Source organism: Burkholderia metallica (assembly GCF_902832845.1).
Taxonomy (GTDB): domain Bacteria; phylum Pseudomonadota; class Gammaproteobacteria; order Burkholderiales; family Burkholderiaceae; genus Burkholderia; species Burkholderia metallica.
Genome location: NZ_CADFDB010000003.1, coordinates 328609 through 346931, shown reverse-complemented (window position 1 = coordinate 346931; position 18323 = coordinate 328609). Strand labels below are relative to the sequence as shown.

Here is an 18323-nt window from a genome sequence, read left to right as displayed (position 1 = left end):
CGTGCGTCAGTCGTCGGAGCCGCCCGCGGTATCCGGCGCCGGCTCGGCGGCACCTTCACCCGGCTTGCGGTTTCGCGCGCCGCCGCGGCGGCGCCGCTTGCGGGGCGATTTTTCCTTCGAGCCGCCCTGCGTGAGCAAGGTCTCGCGAGCGGCCGCATCGCCTTCGATGAAATCCGTCCACCACTGTCCGACTTCCATATCGAGCTCGCCGGATTCGCAGCGTAACAGGAGGAAATCATACCCCGCTCTAAACCTTTGGTGTTCCAGCAGCCGCATCGCGCTGCGGCCCGAGCGTTTCTCGAGGCGCAGCTGCAGCCCCCAGATCTCGCGCATGTCGGCCGAATAGCGCTTGTGGATCGCGAGTTTCTCGGTCTGCATGTCGAGCACGTCGTCCATCGCGCGATGGAGCGCCGGCACCGGGATTTCGCCGTCGGCCGTGTATTGCTCGAAGCGCTGGCGCATGTCGTGCCACAGCAGCGTCGCGAACAGGAAGCCCGGCGACACCGGCTTGCCGGCGCGCACGCGCGCGTCGGTGTTGTTCAGCGCGAGCGTGATGAACTTCTCGCCCTGCGGCTGTTCGAGCACGACGTCGAGCAGCGGCAGCAGTCCGTGGTGCAGGCCTTCCTTGCGCAGCCGCGTCAGGCACGCGAGCGCGTGGCCCGACAGCAGCAGCTTCAGCATTTCGTCGAACAGGCGCGCGGCCGGCACGTTGTTGATCAGGTCGGCGAGTGCGCCGATCGGCTCGCGCGTGTGCGGCTCGATTTCGAAACCGAGCTTGGCGGCGAAGCGCACGACGCGCAGCATCCGCACCGGATCCTCGCGAAAGCGCGTGGCCGGATCGCCGATCATCCGCAACAGGCGGGCGCGCACGTCGGCCATCCCGTCGTGGTAATCGAGCACCGTCTGCGTCGACGGGTCGTAGTACATCGCGTTGATCGTGAAGTCGCGGCGCGCGGCGTCTTCGTGCTGCTCGCCCCACACGTTGTCGCGCAGCACGCGGCCGCTCGCATCGACCGCGTGGGTGCGGCGATCGAGTTCGTCGCGCTTCAAGCGCTTCGGCGGCTCGGCGGTCGCGGCCGCTTCAGGCGGCGCGTCGACCAGCGCGCGGAACGTCGACACCTCGATCAGCTCCTGGCCGAACTGCACGTGGACGATCTGGAAGCGGCGGCCGATCAGGCGCGCGCGGCGGAACAGGCGCTGCACTTCGGTCGGCGTCGCATCGGTCGCGACGTCGAAATCCTTCGGCGCGATGCCGAGCAGCAGGTCGCGCACCGCACCGCCGACGATGAATGCGCGGAAGCCCGCCTGCTGCAGCGTGTCGGTCACGCGCACCGCGTTCTTCGAGATCAGCGCCGGATTGATGCCGTGCACGCTGGCCGGCACGACGGTCGGCTCGTGGTTGCTGCGCGGTTTCTTCGCGCCGCCGCCGCGGGCGCCCTTCGGGGCACGCGGGGCAGCAGGGGCCGCTTCGTCGGCCGGGGCCGCTGCGGGAGAGGTTTGCTCGGTTTCGTCCTGGCCGAGCAGCTTGCGAATGAATTTTTTGATCACGACGTTCAGAAGAGATCGAGGATGCGCCAGCCGCGGTTGCTTGCATGCGCGCGCAGCGTGTCGTCAGGGTTGGTCGCGATCGGGTCGGTGACTTTCTCGAGCAACGGAATGTCGTTGTGCGAGTCGCTGTAGAAATACGTGTGTTCGAAGTCGCTCCATTGCTTGCCCAGCGACGCGAGCCACGCTTCGGTCCGCACGATCTTGCCTTCGCGATAGCTCGGCGTGCCGGTGGGCCGGCCCGTGTACGGCGAATCGGGATGCCCGTCGGTCGTTTCGACCTCGCAGGCGATCAGCGTGTCGACACCGAACGCGGACGCGATCGGGCGCGTGATGAATTCGTTGGTCGCCGTCACGACGCAGCAGAGATCGCCCGCATCGAGGTGCCGGCGCACGAGTTCGAGCGCGGCGGGCGTCATTGCGGGCCGGATCACCTCGTGCATGTACTGCTCGTGCCATTGCGCGAGCTGCGCGCGCGAATACTTCGCGAGCGGCGTGAGCATCGCGGTGAGGTACGCGTGGATATCGAGGTTGCCGGCCTTGTAGTCGGCGAAGAACTGATCGTTCTGACGCGAGAAGCTTTCCGCGTCGACGATGCCGAGCTTCACCATGAAGCGGCCCCATTCGTGGTCGCTATCGGTCGGGATCAGCGTGTGATCGAGGTCAAAGAGTGCCAGATTAGTCATGGAAGCGCATTTTACTCGAAGCGGTGGGGGCCCGCGCCCGGTGGTGTGATGTCGTCGCCGGGACGCGCGAGCATGCGGCGCAGCAGCGGCAGCGTGACCGCGCGCTTTTGTTCGAGCGAGAAGCGGTCGAGCGCGTCGAGCAGCGCCATCAGGCTCGGCATGTCGCGGCGGAAATGGGTCAGCAGGTAGGCGGCGATGTCGTCGGTGAGCGCGATTCCGCGCTCCTTTGCCGCGAGCTTGAGCACCGCGATCTTGCCGGCGTCGGACGGCGGTGACAGGTGGAAGACGAGCCCCCAGCCGAGGCGCGTGCGCAGATCCTCGCGCACGTCGAGCGCGAGCGGCGCCGCAGGGCCCGCTGCGACGAACGCGCTCGACGGGTGGGCGCGCACTTCGTTGAACAGGTTGAACAGCGCGACCTGCTGCGTGTCGCTCATCCGGTCGCAGTCGTCGATCGCGTAGATGCCGATGCGCGGGTCGAACGTGAACGCGCCGAGCGGGCTCTGCGGCGTGAGATAGCGCGCATAGCCGTACGACGCGTCGCTCACGAGCGCCTGCAGCAGATGGGTGCGGCCGCTGCCGGGCTCGCCCCAGATATAGAACGACCGGTCCGGCACGGGGCCCGCCGCGAGCGCGAGGTCGAGCTTCTGCAGGCGCGAGATGAGCTCGTCGTTCTCCTCGTTCATGATGAAGTTGTCGAACGTGGCGGGCGGCGGCGTGCCGAGATCGAGCGTCAGTTGACGGGACACAACAGTCACAATGCGGGTCGGTTGAAAATACGCGTGCCGTACGCCGGGCACGCGGCGGAAACTGCGGCTCCATGGGCTTCACGCGCGGCCGCACGCACGGCGCCGCGCGGGTTTCGGCGCGGTTCGCTCGGCGTTGAAAACGGGGACGTGTCGACCAAGATGCAATCCCTGACGATTCGGTGCTGGGAATTCCGGCCAACGGGCCGGCTTCGGGTAAAATCGCATTTTACCGACCTTCTCGCATTCCCCCATGAATCCTCCGAAATCCGCTCCCGACGCTCAGGGTCTGTCCTATCGCGACGCAGGCGTCGACATCGACGCGGGCGACGCGCTCATCGACAAAATCAAGCCTTTTGCGAAGAAAACCCTGCGCGACGGCGTGCTCGGCGGCATCGGCGGGTTCGGCGCGCTGTTCGAAGTGCCGAAGAAGTACAAGGAGCCGGTGCTCGTGTCGGGCACCGACGGCGTGGGCACCAAGCTCAAGCTGGCGTTTCATCTGAACAAACACGACACGGTCGGCCAGGATCTCGTCGCGATGAGCGTGAACGACATCCTCGTGCAAGGCGCCGAGCCGCTGTTCTTCCTCGATTACTTCGCGTGCGGCAAGCTCGACGTCGATACCGCTGCTACGGTCGTCAAGGGCATCGCGCAAGGTTGCGAACTGTCGGGCTGCGCGCTGATCGGCGGTGAAACGGCCGAAATGCCGGGCATGTACCCGGACGGCGAATACGACCTGGCCGGCTTCGCGGTCGGCGCGGTCGAGAAGAGCAAGATCATCGACGGCAGCACGATCGCCGAAGGCGACGTGGTGCTGGGCCTCGCATCGAGCGGCATCCATTCGAACGGCTTCTCGCTCGTGCGCAAGATCATCGAGCGCGCGAACCCCGACCTGTCGGCCGATTTCCACGGCCGCTCGCTGGCCGACGCGCTGATGGCGCCCACGCGCATCTACGTGAAGCCGCTGCTCGCGCTGATGCAGAAGCTGTCGGTGAAGGGCATGGCGCACATCACGGGCGGCGGTCTCGTCGAGAACATCCCGCGCGTGCTGCGCGAAGGCCTCACCGCCGAGCTCGACCAGAAGGCGTGGCCGCTGCCGCCGCTGTTCAAGTGGCTGCAGGAGCACGGCGGCGTCGCCGATGCGGAAATGCACCGCGTGTTCAACTGCGGGATCGGCATGGCCGTGATCGTTTCGGCAGCCGATGCGGACGCAGCGATCGCCGACCTGACCGCCGCCGGCGAACAGGTGTGGAAGATCGGCACCGTGCGTGCGACCCGCGAAGGCGAGGCGCAGACGGTCGTGGTCTGACACGCAGCAGCAGATGCAGCAAGGAAAGCCGCCCGGAGTCGATCCGGGCGGCTTTTTTTTCGTGCGGTGCGTGGCGTCACGGTGCGCGCCGATGAAGGAGGGACGACGATGACCGAAGACGAACGCGCGATCCGCGAGCTCGTGGACAACTGGTTCGTGTCGAGCCGCCGCGGGGACCTGGCGACCGTGCTCGACCTGATCGCCGACGACGCGATCTTCATGGTGGCCGGCAAGCCGCCGTTCGACAAGGCGGCGTTTGCAGCCGCATCGCGCGACGCGAACGCCGCGGGCGCGGCCGCACCGAAGATCGACGGCCGTTACCGGATCGACGAACTGCGCGTGTTGGGCGACTGGGCGTACATGCGCAATTTCATCGAGATCGACGCGACCCCGCCGGGCGGCGACGCGATCCGCCGTTCGGGTCATACGCTGACGATCTTCCGCAAGACCGACGGCCGCTGGCAGCTCGTACGCGACGCGAATCTCGTGACGCTCGCGCACTGAGTGCGGCAGCGGGCGTGACCGTGCAGGCCGACACTCATGCGGACGGCCGCGCCGCCGCCGTGGGCCGCGCGCCGGCCAGCAGCGGCGGCACGAGCAGATAAAGCAGTGCGGCCGCGGCCCAGACGAGCCCCGGCCACGTCGCGCGCGTCGCCGCGTAGGTGGCGGTGACGACCAGCGGCCCGGCGACGCCGATCAGGCTCGACACGCTCGCGAGCGTGCCTTGCAGTTCGCCCTGGCGCGCGTCGTCGACCTGCCGTGCGAGCATCGCCTGCAGTGCCGGCAGCGTCATGCCGCCCGCCGCGAACAGCGGCAGCAGCGCGAACGGCACCCATGCGGCGGTCGCGAACGCGATTATCGCGAGCCCGATCGCGTCGCCCGCGAGGCCCAGCGCAAGCGCGCGACGCTCGCCGAGCCGCGCGATCAGCGGCCCGATCGCGAAGGCCTGCGCGAGTGCGTGACACGCGCCGTAGCCCGCCAGCGACAGTCCCGCGATCGGCGTCGACCAGCCGAAATGTTCCTGGCCGTACAGGATCCACAGCGTCGCGGGAGCCTGCGACACCAGCGCCACGATCACGTAAATGCCGATCAGCGGCACGAGCGCCGGTGCGCCGCTCAACCGGCGCAGGCTGGAGAACGGGTTGAGTGCGCCCGCCGCATGGCCTTCGCGGGCCGAACGCGGCCGCGATTCCGGCAGCGCGCGCCAGACGAGCGCGAGATTGAGCGCGTTGAGCGCCGCGGCCGCGACGAACGGCGCGCGCAGATGCAGCGCGCCGAGCAGGCCGCCGATCAACGGGCCCGCGATGAAGCCGATGCCCATCATCGCACCGAGCTGGCCGAAGCGTCGCGCGCGGTCGGGTTCGGCGGTGACGTCGGTCATGTACGCGGTCGCGACCGCGACGTTCGCGCCGGTGATCCCCGCGATCAGCCGCCCGACGTAGAGCCATGCGAGTGTCGGTGCGAGCGCCATCAGCAGGTAGTCGAGCGCGGCGCCGGCGAGCGAGACGAGCAGGACGGGCCGGCGGCCGAAGCGGTCGCTCAGCGCGCCGAGCAGCGGTGCGCACAGGAACTGCGCGAACGCGTACAGCGCGAGCAGCATCCCGTAGTGGGTGTCGGTACTGCCCGCATCGGCAAGCGAGCGCAGCAGCCCGGGCAGGATCGGCATCACGATCCCGACGCCGATCGCGTCGAGCAGGACCGTGGCCAGAATGGCAATCAGGGACGGATTCAAGGGTGTGACTCTATCGGTGATAGAGTGGCGATTATTCCACAGCTTTCCCTATCGGTGATAGAGATGAAGGACACAGGCGCGCGGCTGACGCGCGACACGGTATTGCGCGCGGCGCTCGACCTGCTGGATGAAGTGGGGATCGACGGGCTGTCGACGCGGCGGCTCGCCGAGCGGCTCGGCGTGCAGTCGCCGACGCTTTACTGGCATTTCCGGAACAAGGGCGAACTGCTCGACGCGATGGCCGAGGCGATCATGCTCGAGCGCCACGACGCGTCGCTGCCGCGCGCGGGCGAAGTGTGGGATGCGTGGCTCGTCGACAACGCGCGCAGTTTCCGCCACGCGCTGCTGGCCTATCGCGACGGCGCGCGCCTGCATGCCGGCACGCGGCCGCGCGCGCTGCACTTCAGCTCGATCGAACGCAAGGTCGCGCTGCTCTGCGACGCGGGTTTCACGCCGGACGAGGCGGTCGACGTGATGTACGCGATCGGCCGTTTCGTGGTCGGATGGGTGCTGGAAGAGCAGGCCGGGCCGGGCGGCGACGCCGCTGCGCCGCTGCCGGACGCCGCCGAGTATCCGCTGCTTGCGAACGGCTGGGCCGCGCTGCGCGAGCGCAGCGGCGGCGCGGCATTCGAGCGCGGCATCGCGTGGATCGTCGACGGCGCGCGCGCGCGCCTGGCGGCGCGTCGGACGCGCTGACGCGGTCAGCCCGGTGGGTTGCCGTCGAGCACGCGTTCGAGCGCGTCCAGTGCGCGGGCCGTCGCGTCCGGCGCGATGCAGTCGACGACGATTCGCTCCGGCATCGCGCGCAACCAGGTGATCTGGCGCTTGCAGAGCTGCCGCGTCGCGAAGATCCCCTTGTCGCGCATCGTCCGGTAGTCGGTGTCGCCGTCGAGGAATTCCCACGCCTGCCGGTAGCCGACGCAGCGCATCGACGGCAGGTCCGGATGGAGATCTTTGCGACGGCGCAGCCGCTCGACTTCGTCGATGAAGCCCGCATCGAGCATCGCGTCGAAGCGCTGCGCGATCCGGGCATGCAGCACCGCGCGATCCGACGGCTCCAGCGCGACTGGCACGAAGCGGTAAGCGGCGGCCGCATCGTCGGTGCGCCGCGGCGCGGTCAGCAGCGCCGACATCGGCTGCCCGGTCAGCATGAACACTTCGAGCGCGCGCTGGATGCGTTGCGAATCGTTCGGCGCGAGCCGCGCGGCCGTGTCGGGATCGACCTGCGCGAGCCGCGCATGCAGCGCGGGCCAGCCGTCGCGCGCGGCTTCGGCATCGAGGGTGGCGCGCACGTCCGGATCGGCGCCCGGCAGGTCGTTGAGCCCCTGCGTCAGCGCCTTGTAGTACAGCATCGTGCCGCCCGCGAGCAGCGGCGTGCGGCCGCGCGCGGCGATCTCGCCGATCAGGCGCAGCGTGTCCGCGCGGAAACTCGCGGCCGAATACGCGTCGGCCGGGTCGATGATGTCGATCAGGTGATGCGGCACGCTCGCGCGTTCTTCGCGCGAAGGCTTCGCGGTGCCGATATCCATGTCGCGGTAGACGAGCGCCGAATCGACGCTGACGATCTCGATCGGGCGGCGCGCCGCGAGCGCCAGCGCCGCGGCCGTCTTGCCCGACGCGGTGGGGCCGAGCAGGCAGGCGATCGTCGTCGGGCTGGCGTGAGGTGCCGCGCTCATTGGCCGCGCATGAAGAGGCGGTCCAGATCGTTCAGCGTGAGCTGATACCAGGTCGGCCGGCCGTGATTGCACTGGTCCGCGCGTTCGGTCGCTTCCATCTGCCGCAGCAGCGCATTCATCTCGTCGAGCGTCAGGCGCCGGTTCGCGCGCACCGCGTGATGGCAGGCGAGCGTGCCGAGCAGTTCGTGCTGCCGCTCTGTGAGCACGCGTGAACCGCCGAACGCATGAAGGTCGGCGAGCACCGCACGCGCGAGCGACTGCAGGTCGGCATCCTTCAGCAGCGCGGGGACCGCGCGGATCGCGAGCGTCGTCGGCGACAGCACCGCCAGGTCGAACCCGAGCGATTCGAGCGTGTCGCGTTCTTCCTCGACCGTGCCGATCTCGACCGGCGTGGCCGTCATCGAGACCGGCAGCAGCAACGACTGCACGGCGACCGTGCGATCGGCCAGCGCGTTCTTGAACTGTTCGTACAGGATCCGCTCGTGGGCCGCGTGCATGTCGACGATCACGAGACCGTGCGCGTTCTGCGCGAGCACGTAGATGCCGTGGATCTGGCCGAGCGCGAAGCCGAGCGGCTGCTCGTCGTGCGCGGTGGCGGCGAGCGGCGAAGCCGCGAAGCCCGACCGCGGTGCGATCGGTGCGTTGGCCGAATCGGCCATATCGGCCGAATCGCGCGCGATGAGCGTCGTGCCGTCCGGCGTGCCCGCGCCCGTGTCCTTGCGGCCGAACAGCGCGTCATAGAGCGCGAGCGGCTGTGCGACGGGCAGCGTGCCCTGGGTCATCCGCGCCTGGCGCATCCAGGTGTTGCCCGACGACGAGGACGACGACGGCGAGAAGCCGCTGCCGCCGGTCGCGTTGCCGTGCGGGGCCTGGCCGAGCGGGGTATCCAGGAACGAAGCGGGCCCGCGCGGCGCCGGTGACAGTTGCGCGGCATGGCCGCCCGCGGTGGTTTCCGGCGACGCGCCCGCGTGACGCGCGAGCGCACGCTGGACTGCATGGAACACGTACTGGTGGATCGAGCGCGAATCGCGGAAGCGCACCTCGATCTTCGACGGATGCACGTTCACGTCGACGGCTTCGGGCGGCAGGTCGAGAAACAGCACGTACGACGGGTAGCGGTCGCCGTGCAGCACGTCCTCGTAGGCGGCGCGTACCGCGTGCGTCAGCAGCTTGTCGCGCACGAAGCGGCCGTTGACGAAGAAGTATTGCTGGTCGGCGCGACCGCGACTCGCGGTCGGCAGGCCTGCGCAGCCGTACACCGCAAGCGGGCCGGCCTGCTCGTCGAGCGGCAGGTGCGCGGTCGCGAAGCTGTCGCCGAGGATCTTCGCGACGCGCTGCGCGGGCTCGGTCGCATTCCAGTGCTCGACCGCCTTGCCGTTGTGCAGCACTGAGATCGCAACGTCCGGCCGCGCGAGCGCCGCACGGCGAATCATTTCCAGGCAGTGGCCGAACTCGGTCTGCTCGCTCTTCAGGAACTTGCGCCGCGCGGGCGTGTTGAAGTACAGCTCGCGCACCTCGATCGTCGTGCCGGTCGCGCCGGCGGCGGGCGACAGCACGCCTGTCTGCGCGTCGATCTTCATCGCATGCGCGGCATCGGCCGTGCGGCTCGTGATCGACATCTCGGCGACCGATGCGATCGACGCGAGCGCTTCGCCGCGAAAACCCAGCGTCGCGACCGCCTCGAGCTCCTCGAGCGAGCGGATCTTGCTGGTGGCATGGCGCATCAGCGCGAGCGCCAGCTCGTCGGGCGGAATCCCGCAGCCGTCGTCGGTGATCGAGATGCGCTTCACGCCGCCTTCTTCCAGCACGATGCGCAGCGTCGTGGCGCCGGCGTCCATCGCGTTCTCGAGCAGCTCCTTGACGACCGACGCCGGGCGTTCGACGACCTCGCCGGCGGCGATCTGGCTGATCAGCTGGTCGGGCAGGGGCTGGATCGCGCGCAGCGGGCGCGCGGCGGGGGCGGGCGCGGCGCCCGCGGCCGTTTCGGTGATATCGGACATGGCCGAATTATAGCGAGGCCGCGAATGCGTGCCGGGGCGAGCGGCGGTTACGTTTTTTCACGGAGCCTTAAGGTAGTTTCGGTATCATGGCCTCGTTACACGCACCGCCTTGACCGGCGGGCGCGCCAGCCTTTTTCGGCCGTTCCGGCCCTATCGCCATCGAGGAATCGCATTTGGATACGCTGCTTCATTTCGTCAACCTTGTCCTGCATATCGACGCTTTCCTCGGCGATTTCATCCGGCAGTACGGCGCATGGGTCTATCTCGTGCTGTTCCTGATCGTGTTCTGCGAGACCGGGCTCGTCGTGTTTCCGTTCCTGCCCGGCGATTCGCTGCTGTTCATCGGCGGGGCGTTCGCGGCGACGGGGGAAATGAACGTCGGCGCGCTGATCGTGCTGCTGCTCGTCGCGGCGATCGCCGGCAACACGGTCAATTACATGATCGGCCGCTGGGTCGGCCCGAAGGTGTTCAATACCCATATCCCGGTGCTCGAGCGCTTCCTCGATCGCGCCGCGCTGCAGAAGACCCACTCGTTCTACGACAAGCACGGCGGCAAGACGATCGTGCTCGCGCGCTTCATCCCGGTCGTGCGTACGTTCGCGCCGTTCGTCGCGGGCGCGTCGTCGATGAGCGTCGCGCGCTTCCAGTTGTTCAACGTGATCGGTGCGCTGGTGTGGGTGCTGCTGCTCGTGCTGCTCGGCTATTTCTTCGGCAATATCCCGTTCATCCGCCAGTACCTGAACGTGATCGTGCTGGCCGGGATCGGGGCGGCGGTCGTGCCGGTCGCGCTGGGTGCGGTGTGGAAGCTGGTGCGCGGCAAGCAGTCGGACAATGTGCCGAAGGCGGGTGGGCGCTGAGCGGGGGCGTTTCGTTTTCTTTTCGGGCAGTGAAAAAGCGTGGCGGGTGCCACGCTTTTTTTTCGTCCGTTGCGGGTGTTGCGCGTTACGCGGTGCGATGCGCGACGGGGGTTTCGGGCGTCGGGTACTGGGCGTCGCGGAACGTCTCGAGGATCACGCGGTTGGTGTCGCAGTACACCTGCCAGTAGTTCTCGGGCGCCGTGGACGGACGCACGAACAGCAGCGGACCTTCCGGCGTGAACTGCAGCACGCCGACGTCCGGCGCCGGGCTGGTCAGCACGTTCGGGATCTGCTGGATCGACGTCTTCAGGCGGCTGATCGCGTCGACGGCATCGACGCTGTTCGCGATCTTCGCGGTCAGGTCGACGCGGCGGTGCGACGTCGCGCTGTAGTTGGCAATGTTGTCCGAGAAGATCTTGTTGTTGCCGACGATCGTCACGATGTTGTCGGCGGTGATGATCGTCGTGCCGAACAGGCCGAGCTCCTTGACCGTGCCCGTGACGCCGCCTGCGTTGATCACGTCGCCGATCTTGAACGGACGCAGCACCTGCATGAACACGCCTGCGGCGAAATGTGCGAGCAGGCCGCCCCAGGCGGTACCGATCGCGAGGCCGAGGCCGGCGAGCAGGGCAGCGAACGAGGTCGTCTGCACGCCGAAGATCTGCAGGATCGCGAGGATCAGCAGGATCGTCAACAGCACGCCGACGACGGAGGTCAGGTAGTCGGTGAGCGTCGGGTCGACCTTGCCGCTGCGGCGCACGACCTTGCCGAGCAGGCGAGTGCCGATGCGGATCGCCCAGCGGCCGATGAACCATAAGACGATCGCGGCGAGGAGGTTGAGGCCGAAGTCGAGGCCGCGGGTCATCAGGAATTGCTGGGCTGTGGCGAGATCGATCATGGGGGCTCCGGGGGAGGGGCAGGAGGCGCGGCTGGCGAGCCACGGTGGTCCGCTTTTTTATAACTGACTGGAGCGAAAGGGGCAACTGTCCTGCAGGCAAGTGTTCGCGACATTGCAATCCCGAGGCCGTAGGTTGTCGGGCCGCCCGTACGGCGCTGGAGTGTAACGGGCTCACCTTTCGCGGCACCGTTCATGTGGCGATCACCTGTTCTCGCGGAAACGAATTCGTGAACTGCGTGCAGGATCAGCAGGGCTGCGTTTTCAAGCGGGACATACGAAGCAAGCGAGGTTTTTTGGGGGCTCTTTGCGAAACGATTACCGGGCCGTGGAGGACTTGCCGGCCATCTCGCGGGACTCGGGCCCATGAATGTATCATCGGTCGCAGATGGCGTGATTTCGTGGATCCAGCACGGCACCGATGCGATTTGCTCGTCAAGCGAGGCCCGGGCCGTCTTCGCGTTACATGCGCTGGTAACGCTGTCGGAAGCGCCAGTGGAAATGAACCAGTGCATTACGGGTCCAGCGAATTGCCTTGAGTAACGGGCGTAAGCGGTTGCCCCGAACCTGTTTCAGCGGGCGGCACGCTGCGTTGGCGATCTGTCGGCATACAGCTTCAGGAGTCGTGAAGCGGTGCAGCCGCCAATCCCAATACAGCGGGTAGCGCAACAGTGCGCCGGCCGTGAGCATGTCGAGCGACAATTTGCGCTCGCGCCACGGCACCGGTGCCAGCGCGTCATGGGTGAGTCCCCAGCCGGCGTAGAACGGTAGACCGTAAGTAAATACAGCCTTGCCACGCAACAGCGCTTCGAAGCCGGACAGTGATGACAACGTGTGCACTTCGTCGGCGCGTTCGATCAGCGAAATCAGATCGGCATCGGCGTCGACAACGTCGGCGAATCGTGCCGCATCGATGAGGCCGTTCCGATTACCCGACAGGACGTCGGGATGTGGCTTGTAGACGACGAACGCGTCGGGCCGAATCCGCCGAACTTCTTCCAGCAGCATTTCTGCGGTATTGATCGCCCGCGTACCGAGGCGGATGGACGCGTCATCGGCCACTTGACCTGGCACGAGGACGACGCGCTTGTCGCGCGGAACCTGCCATGCCGGTGCGCGGCGGCCAAGGTTGTATTTCGTGAGGCCGAGTTCTGCGATGAGGGAGCGTAGCATGGATGCGCGCGCCAGTTCGGCCGAATCGAATCTCGTGTTGTTCAGTATCGCGGTCAGATCATTCGGACGGCTTGCATCGAAATACAGGCCTTGACGATCGATTACCTGACTGCGGGGTGCAATCATGTCGGACCCGAGACCGGTCGAATGGAGGAAGCCGTCCTCGATCCTGATGATTTGAACGCCGGATGGAATCTCGGTTGCCTCGCGCCCGCCCCATACAACGGCCTGTTCGTCGGGGCGCAGTTGTTGCGGTTGGTCGATCCAGCGCAATGAGCCGCCACCTGCTGTTAGATAGGGGGTGGCGAATGGCCGTTTCCACCATTGGAAACGCAGCGCGGCAACGCATTTGAGCGTCGAATAGCGAGAGGCGACGGCTCGTTGAATTTCCACGCTATCCAGTACGGATGCCAGTGTCCCGGGTAGGTGCGTCTCGGGATCCAGATACCGGGCGTGGTGCAGGAACGCAACGTCGAAGAATGCAGCGAGCGTCGGACGGGCCGTTCGTTCCGGAAATTCTAAAGCGTCGTGCGTGAGGCCCCATCCTGCGTAGTACGGCTTGCCGAACACGTGCGTGGGTACATCCGCCAATATCCCGCCGACACCTTCCGACGCGCTGACGACATACAGGTGATCAGCTGTGCCGAGAACTTCGCTAAACGAATACGGTTCGTGAAGCCGGCGGATGTCGTCGGGCAAGGCTGCACCGGACGAAAGCCAGGCACCGCTCCCTGGGTCGCTGGAGCGCACGAGCCAGAACTCCGCGTCGGGATGGGCCGACCTTGCATTCTGCAGCAAGGTGCGGAAATCGCGACGTCGAGTGCGTCCCGGGGATCCAGGATTTGTTGCGGAGTACGTTCGTTCGTCAATGAGGATGATGCGTGAACTCGGCGAGCGGGATGCGGAGAACTGTTGTGACGCCGCCACTCGACTCGACGGGTGCAATGCGTCGGTTGAGAGGACGCGTTGCATCAGCAATGGGATATTGGACGTTTGGCAATCGGATTTCATGGTCAGCAGCATGGTGTTCATGCTATCGATCAGCGATCGCATTGCATCGTGCGCGGTGAATGGAACGGCAAACCACGAGAGTTGCGGGATGCCCAGGTCTCGGCTGGGTGCGACTGGGCCTGGCCATGCTGCCAAGGTTTCCGGCCGCACTGTGCGGGCCAGTCGCTGCACCAGCGGCCACGCAACCTTGCGGTCAACCCACAGATAGGGAGATTTGCCGAGCAGCCAGTTCAGCATGCGTCGCCCCGGAGTGATTTCGCGTAGGTCAAAGGTCCGAGGGGGGCTGGATTCTCGAGGTGAATCGCTCATCGTGGCGCGAACATTCAACCCAGTTCTTCCAGGAAGCGGTCGACCTGGGCGAAATGTTCGGTCCAGGTGGGCGCGCGAAACTGCGCGATCCGAACCAACTGATTATCACGCTCGGGGCTTGGCGCATGCGAATAGGCACGGATTCGGGCCATCCAGCCTGGGCCATCGAGCGGGTCCAGGTAGTCGGGAGCGTCACCCGCCACCTCCCGGAATACACCCAGGTCGCTGGCAATGACGGGAACCTGCATCGTCAATGCTTCAACGAGTGGCATACCGTAACCTTCTACGAACGAGGGGAACAGGAGGGCGCGCGCATGTTGCAGCCACACCTGCAATTCTCGATCGGAGCAATTGGGCTGTTCCACCACGGCGCCCTTCAGGCTTTCGCACCGCTCGAGCATATCGACGACGTTCTCGCACTCCCAGCCCCGCCGACCGATGACGATAAGCTTCGGCGCATCGAAGCCGGAATCCTCCACGATTCGACGCCATACGTGCAGCATGAACCAATGATTCTTGCGCGGTTCGATAGTGCCAAGCATGACGAAATAAGGCGAATCGATCGGGGCACGAGAGTTGCGTGTCGGCCGCTCGATTCCTGGAGCCAGCCTGGCGACGACGGTGCGCGGCAGCTTCATGCCGGCGCGATGTGCTTCGTCGGTGAGGGAATCTAGCGTGAAGCGGGAGTTGGCAATGACGCCTGACGCATGTTCGAGTACGGTATGAATGCGTAGTCGATGCGTTTCACGGACTCCTTCGCGACAATATTCGGCATGAGTCAGCGGAATCAGGTCGTGCACCATGAAGACGGTGCGGACGCCAAGATTGCGCATTGCCTGCAGATATCGCGCGAACTCCATCCCCGAGTGACTGGTGTGCAACAGGATGCTTCCGGGCAGCGGTGTTTTTCGCCATGCGCTCACGAGCGCCTTGGTGGCGAGGATCCGCATCCTGGCGACTCGGCTGAAATCCTGATCTAGCAAGGTCTGAAATACGACAGCGGAATCGCTCTCCGACAATACGGTGTGAAAGCCCCGCTCGCTGAGCACCGCTCGTGCCCTTGGCGCATAGCGGCGAATGTACTCGAGGCCGACACGGTCTACTCCGGTAGGGAGCATGCGCTTGCCGAGGCGTGTCAGCAGACGCGTCACGTCCAATAAGATTCTTTGCACTGGTCAACCCGATGATCGGAGATATTCGCTTGGAGCCCGTGTCGGGGCGGCCTCATATTCTAACCGTTACATGTGATAATCGAAGCTGTGGATTCGTCGGCGTAATGGACATTCTGAATGTCTGGGCGTCATGGAGTGGGATGCATTCTTGTTGTCGGTCCCCTTTTGGCGAGGAGCAGCGGGCTGTCTTCACGACCGCCTTCGGATGGCAGCAACGATTTTCGCAAAGGCTTCGCTGCTACACCATGCAGCGAGACATGGCCCTTGGACGACGTCGAAGCACGGTCGAACTTACTATGGTGCCGCGTTAGAGCGGTGAAATATACATCCGGTGTTTGGCCGCGATGGTGATTTTTGGATTTGAGCTGGGGAGAACGAGTGAATATCGTTGAGACGAATATTCCGGACTTGAAGATCGTCGAGCCGAGAGTTTTTGGTGATGAGCGCGGTTTTTTCTTTGAGAGTTTCAATCAAAAAAAATTTGTCGAGGCAATTGGTCGCGATGTTGAGTTCGTGCAAGACAACCATTCAAAATCGGCGAAGAATGTGTTGCGCGGCCTTCACTACCAGATACAGCATACTCAAGCAAAGCTCGTTCGTGTGGTTTCCGGTGAGGTATTCGACGTTGCTGTCGATTTGCGGCGCTCATCGCCTACGTTCGGTCAATGGGTGGGGGTAACGCTCTCTGCCGAAAACAATCGGCAACTTTGGATTCCAGAAGGGTTTGCCCACGGATTCGTGGTGACTTCCAGCTCGGCGGAATTCTTGTACAAAACGACGGACTACTGGTATCCCGAGTACGAGAAGACGATCCTTTGGAACGATCCGCAACTGAATATCGACTGGCCGCTATGCGACGCTCCTGTCGTTTCCGCCAAGGATCAGCAAGGGGTTCTGTTCGCAACGGCCGATCTGTTCTGAACACCGGTCATGCCCCGGTCTTCCGGGGCATCGGAGCAGCGACGAACAATTGTGTGCCGCGCCGCTCCGTTTTTTGCTGCGTGCGATTATTAAACGGCTTCCAGAACCAGAACGCCGGCAAGATCGAGCCGGTTTTCATGGCGTGATTCGCGAGATGCGTCATGGAATCCGTCGAACGTGAATATTTGCCCTGACGGAGGCGTCAGTCTGGTTTGTAGCGCAATGGTTTCCGTTCTGGGAATTGCAGCCAGCTGGTTGGGATTGCTTTCCATGAGAAGCGGAATGCTCGAGTAGATAAACTTTCCTTCGGGAATGTCTTGATACCGGGTCGATAGTGCGACAGGTCTTCCATCATGCTCCAGTTCGGCGTACCAATGAGCATTGGTCGATGCGAGTGACACGGCGATCGGAATGCCGGAAACGGGTATGGCGAGCTGCTCACCGGCCGTCAGTGTCAGACAATCTGCTTTTACATGCCGATTTTCGATGCGAACGAGTTTGCCTCCAGTACCGGTTTGCACCGCAATTTCTTTCGCGGAAGCGAAGCGGGGCTTCAGGCGCGTCTGGGTACCGGGGAGGGAAATGGGGCGAGTTAGCTCACCGAGCTTCGGACCCCGTTGCCATAGTGCATTGACGCGTTCGGCTAACAACGTGCCGATCATCGCGACCGTGCAGCCGCGGTGGTAGTGCGCCTCGTCCGAGTAGACGAACGACGGAATCGGCCAGCCGAACGTATCGAAGAACCACGAGCGGGTGTCGACGAACGAAATCCCGCGATCCCGATACCATGCGATTTCAGCATCGTAGATCTGGTTATGAATGTCGGTTCTGTAGAACGGCTGGGCGGACAGGATAAGCGGCACGATGGTCGCGTCCGGGAAGCGCTCCGCAGCGGCGTTGAAGAAAATCTCGAGGAACAGACGTTTCAGGTCCGCTCCGTCGGGGCGATGATTGAGGTGCCCCGTGTCGTTCAGTGAATATTCGAGGACGATGACATCGGGTACCTCGGTAATTTCCTGAAGGCGCCCGATGGAAGTGAGCGACGTGGTGCCGCCTACGGAAATGTTGTCGAGCGTCACCTCGTTGCCCGAAATCGCGGAAAGGTGGCTGGCGAACCTGCCAATGTACCCGTTGGCTATGACTGAGTTGGATCCGCCAATGATGGCTACGCGCATATTGCCTCGAAGAGTGAGCCGGTCATTATCAGCGATCGAGGCTTCGGCCACATGATCGCTATTGTGTGCAATTCGCCGGATTCCACGCATGCTGCAATGATCGGCACCCGGCGACAAATTGATATCTTAGCCGGATCGGTTACCGTGCAATCGAAAGAAAAACGCGACGTATCCCCCGAGTGGCACACTTGTGGTGCATAGCCACCGGGGTTGCAGCGGCCCCCGGCTAGCGCGTGTGCTCTTTCAGGATATTTTTCAGGTATTGACCGTAGCCGTTCTTGCTGAGCGGTGCAGCAAGGCGGAGCAATTGCTCGGAATCGATGTAGCCCAAGCGATAGGCAATTTCTTCGATGCAAGCCACTTTCAGTCCCTGGCGATGTTCCATCGTGGCGATGAAGTGGCTGGCCTCGAGCATCGAGTCGTGGGTACCGGTGTCGAGCCACGCGTAGCCGCGTCCCATCGTCTTGACGTCAAGCAGACCTTCGCGCAGGTAGGTTGCATTGACATCGGTAATCTCGAGTTCGCCGCGAGCCGACGGTTTGATCGATTTGGCGATGTCGACGACCATGCTGTCGTAGAAATACAGGCCGGTAACGGCGTAGTGCGATTTCGGCTGAGCAGGTTTTTCCTCGATGCTGATCGCGCGACCGTCCTGGTCGAATTCGACCACCCCATATCGTTCGGGATCGTTGACGCGATAGGCAAACACGCTGGCGCCGGTTTCCTTGCGCGCGGCCTCGTGCAGGAGCGACACAAATTCGTGGCCGTGGAAAATGTTGTCGCCGAGCACGAGTGCGGAGCGATCTCCCGTGAGGAACGATTCGGCAAGGATGAACGCTTGAGCCAGTCCGTCGGGGCTCGGCTGAACCGCGTATTGAAGATTGAGTCCCCACTGATGACCGTCACCGAGCAACTGCTCGAAGCGCGGTGTGTCCTGAGGCGTCGAGATGATCAAAATGTCGCGGATGCCTGCCAACATCAACGTGCTGAGCGGGTAGTAGATCATCGGCTTGTCGTAGATCGGTAGCAATTGCTTGCTCACCGCCTGCGTTGCAGGGTACAGACGGGTTCCCGAACCACCCGCGAGAATAATGCCCTTTCGTTTCATGATGTTGGTCT

16 protein-coding genes are annotated in these 18323 nt (G+C 64.5%); 5 read left to right on the top strand and 11 right to left on the bottom strand.

The genetic code is table 11. The annotated features are described in order from the left end of the window. Positions 1-6: 6 nt before the first annotated feature. Genes pcnB through hda form a run of 3 tightly spaced genes read right to left on the bottom strand, consistent with a single transcriptional unit; the run spans position 7 to position 2977 of the window. Positions 7-1548, bottom strand: coding sequence for a polynucleotide adenylyltransferase PcnB (gene pcnB / locus HWX08_RS11720; protein WP_069255847.1), 1542 nt, complete (start codon positions 1546-1548; stop codon positions 7-9). Positions 1549-1553: 5 nt separating this feature from the next. Next, positions 1554-2231, bottom strand: a complete 678-nt coding sequence (locus HWX08_RS11715) for a histidinol-phosphatase (protein ID WP_069255848.1) — start codon at positions 2229-2231, stop codon at positions 1554-1556. Between the two features lie 11 nt (positions 2232-2242). Next, complete coding sequence (gene hda, locus HWX08_RS11710; RefSeq protein WP_069255849.1) at positions 2243-2977, bottom strand: DnaA regulatory inactivator Hda; 735 nt, start codon at positions 2975-2977, stop codon at positions 2243-2245. Positions 2978-3227: 250 nt separating this feature from the next. On the opposite strand from hda, the gene purM reads away from it, so the two are divergent. Both purM and HWX08_RS11700 read left to right on the top strand, forming a co-directional pair. After that, positions 3228-4283, top strand: coding sequence for a phosphoribosylformylglycinamidine cyclo-ligase (gene purM / locus HWX08_RS11705; protein WP_069255850.1), 1056 nt, complete (start codon positions 3228-3230; stop codon positions 4281-4283). A 108-nt stretch (positions 4284-4391) separates the two neighbouring features. Continuing rightward, complete coding sequence (locus HWX08_RS11700; protein WP_069257941.1) at positions 4392-4787, top strand: YybH family protein; 396 nt, start codon at positions 4392-4394, stop codon at positions 4785-4787. 34 nt (positions 4788-4821) lie between these two features. Here HWX08_RS11700 and tet read toward each other — a convergent pair whose 3' ends face one another. After that, a complete protein-coding gene (gene tet / locus HWX08_RS11695) occupies positions 4822-6015 on the bottom strand; it encodes a Tet(A)/Tet(B)/Tet(C) family tetracycline efflux MFS transporter (RefSeq protein WP_174919675.1) in 1194 nt (397 codons plus the stop codon). A gap of 63 nt (positions 6016-6078) precedes the next feature. Between tet and tetR the strand changes: the two genes are divergently transcribed. Beyond that, the gene (gene tetR / locus HWX08_RS11690; protein ID WP_174919674.1) at positions 6079-6711 is read left to right on the top strand and encodes a tetracycline resistance transcriptional repressor TetR; all 633 of its coding nucleotides are present in this window, start codon (positions 6079-6081) and stop codon (positions 6709-6711) included. A 5-nt stretch (positions 6712-6716) separates the two neighbouring features. Here tetR and miaA read toward each other — a convergent pair whose 3' ends face one another. Together miaA and mutL are read right to left on the bottom strand one after the other, a co-directional pair. Further along, complete coding sequence (gene miaA / locus HWX08_RS11685; protein WP_174919672.1) at positions 6717-7691, bottom strand: tRNA (adenosine(37)-N6)-dimethylallyltransferase MiaA; 975 nt, start codon at positions 7689-7691, stop codon at positions 6717-6719. Next, positions 7688-9691: a DNA mismatch repair endonuclease MutL gene (gene mutL, locus HWX08_RS11680; RefSeq protein WP_174919670.1), complete on the bottom strand. Its 2004-nt coding sequence runs from the start codon at positions 9689-9691 to the stop codon at positions 7688-7690. Before mutL ends, miaA begins: the two co-directional genes overlap by 4 nt. Before the next feature lie 173 nt (positions 9692-9864). Between mutL and HWX08_RS11675 the strand changes: the two genes are divergently transcribed. Then, entirely contained in the window at positions 9865-10548 is a 684-nt protein-coding gene (locus tag HWX08_RS11675) for a DedA family protein (protein WP_069255855.1), read from the top strand. An 85-nt stretch (positions 10549-10633) separates the two neighbouring features. Here the strand turns inward: HWX08_RS11675 and HWX08_RS11670 are convergent, their stop codons facing one another. The 3 genes from HWX08_RS11670 to HWX08_RS11660 all read right to left on the bottom strand — a co-directional run bounded on the left by HWX08_RS11670 (position 10634) and on the right by HWX08_RS11660 (position 15054). Continuing rightward, positions 10634-11446 (bottom strand): mechanosensitive ion channel family protein, encoded by an 813-nt coding sequence (locus tag HWX08_RS11670; RefSeq protein ID WP_174919668.1) that lies wholly within the window; start codon positions 11444-11446, stop codon positions 10634-10636. 459 nt (positions 11447-11905) lie between these two features. Next, positions 11906-13864 (bottom strand): capsular polysaccharide biosynthesis protein, encoded by a 1959-nt coding sequence (locus HWX08_RS11665; RefSeq protein WP_244122737.1) that lies wholly within the window; start codon positions 13862-13864, stop codon positions 11906-11908. Positions 13865-13950: 86 nt separating this feature from the next. Beyond that, positions 13951-15054, bottom strand: a complete 1104-nt coding sequence (locus HWX08_RS11660) for a glycosyltransferase family 4 protein (RefSeq protein ID WP_425128455.1) — start codon at positions 15052-15054, stop codon at positions 13951-13953. 432 nt (positions 15055-15486) lie between these two features. Between HWX08_RS11660 and rfbC the strand changes: the two genes are divergently transcribed. Further along, positions 15487-16029, top strand: coding sequence for a dTDP-4-dehydrorhamnose 3,5-epimerase (gene rfbC / locus HWX08_RS11655; RefSeq protein ID WP_174919663.1), 543 nt, complete (start codon positions 15487-15489; stop codon positions 16027-16029). Positions 16030-16118: 89 nt separating this feature from the next. Here rfbC and HWX08_RS11650 read toward each other — a convergent pair whose 3' ends face one another. Both HWX08_RS11650 and rfbA read right to left on the bottom strand, forming a co-directional pair. After that, positions 16119-17294, bottom strand: coding sequence for an SGNH/GDSL hydrolase family protein (locus HWX08_RS11650; RefSeq protein ID WP_174919661.1), 1176 nt, complete (start codon positions 17292-17294; stop codon positions 16119-16121). 136 nt (positions 17295-17430) lie between these two features. After that, the gene (gene rfbA, locus HWX08_RS11645; protein WP_174919659.1) at positions 17431-18312 is read right to left on the bottom strand and encodes a glucose-1-phosphate thymidylyltransferase RfbA; all 882 of its coding nucleotides are present in this window, start codon (positions 18310-18312) and stop codon (positions 17431-17433) included. Positions 18313-18323: the final 11 nt, after the last annotated feature.

What these genes read in the sequence shown, in the direction of transcription:
- miaA (WP_174919672.1), bottom strand. Translation starts at nt 7,691, where the DNA reads ATGAGCGCGGCACCTCACGCCAGCCCGACGACGATCGCCTGCCTGCTC.
- HWX08_RS11715 (WP_069255848.1), bottom strand. Translation starts at nt 2,231, where the DNA reads ATGACTAATCTGGCACTCTTTGACCTCGATCACACGCTGATCCCGACC.
- mutL (WP_174919670.1), bottom strand. Translation starts at nt 9,691, where the DNA reads ATGTCCGATATCACCGAAACGGCCGCGGGCGCCGCGCCCGCCCCCGCC.
- HWX08_RS11650 (WP_174919661.1), bottom strand. Translation starts at nt 17,294, where the DNA reads ATGCGTGGAATCCGGCGAATTGCACACAATAGCGATCATGTGGCCGAA.
- rfbA (WP_174919659.1), bottom strand. Translation starts at nt 18,312, where the DNA reads ATGAAACGAAAGGGCATTATTCTCGCGGGTGGTTCGGGAACCCGTCTG.
- tetR (WP_174919674.1), top strand. Translation starts at nt 6,079, where the DNA reads ATGAAGGACACAGGCGCGCGGCTGACGCGCGACACGGTATTGCGCGCG.
- HWX08_RS11700 (WP_069257941.1), top strand. Translation starts at nt 4,392, where the DNA reads ATGACCGAAGACGAACGCGCGATCCGCGAGCTCGTGGACAACTGGTTC.
- purM (WP_069255850.1), top strand. Translation starts at nt 3,228, where the DNA reads ATGAATCCTCCGAAATCCGCTCCCGACGCTCAGGGTCTGTCCTATCGC.
- HWX08_RS11665 (WP_244122737.1), bottom strand. Translation starts at nt 13,864, where the DNA reads ATGCTGAACTGGCTGCTCGGCAAATCTCCCTATCTGTGGGTTGACCGC.
- HWX08_RS11670 (WP_174919668.1), bottom strand. Translation starts at nt 11,446, where the DNA reads ATGATCGATCTCGCCACAGCCCAGCAATTCCTGATGACCCGCGGCCTC.
- HWX08_RS11660 (WP_425128455.1), bottom strand. Translation starts at nt 15,054, where the DNA reads ATGCTCCCTACCGGAGTAGACCGTGTCGGCCTCGAGTACATTCGCCGC.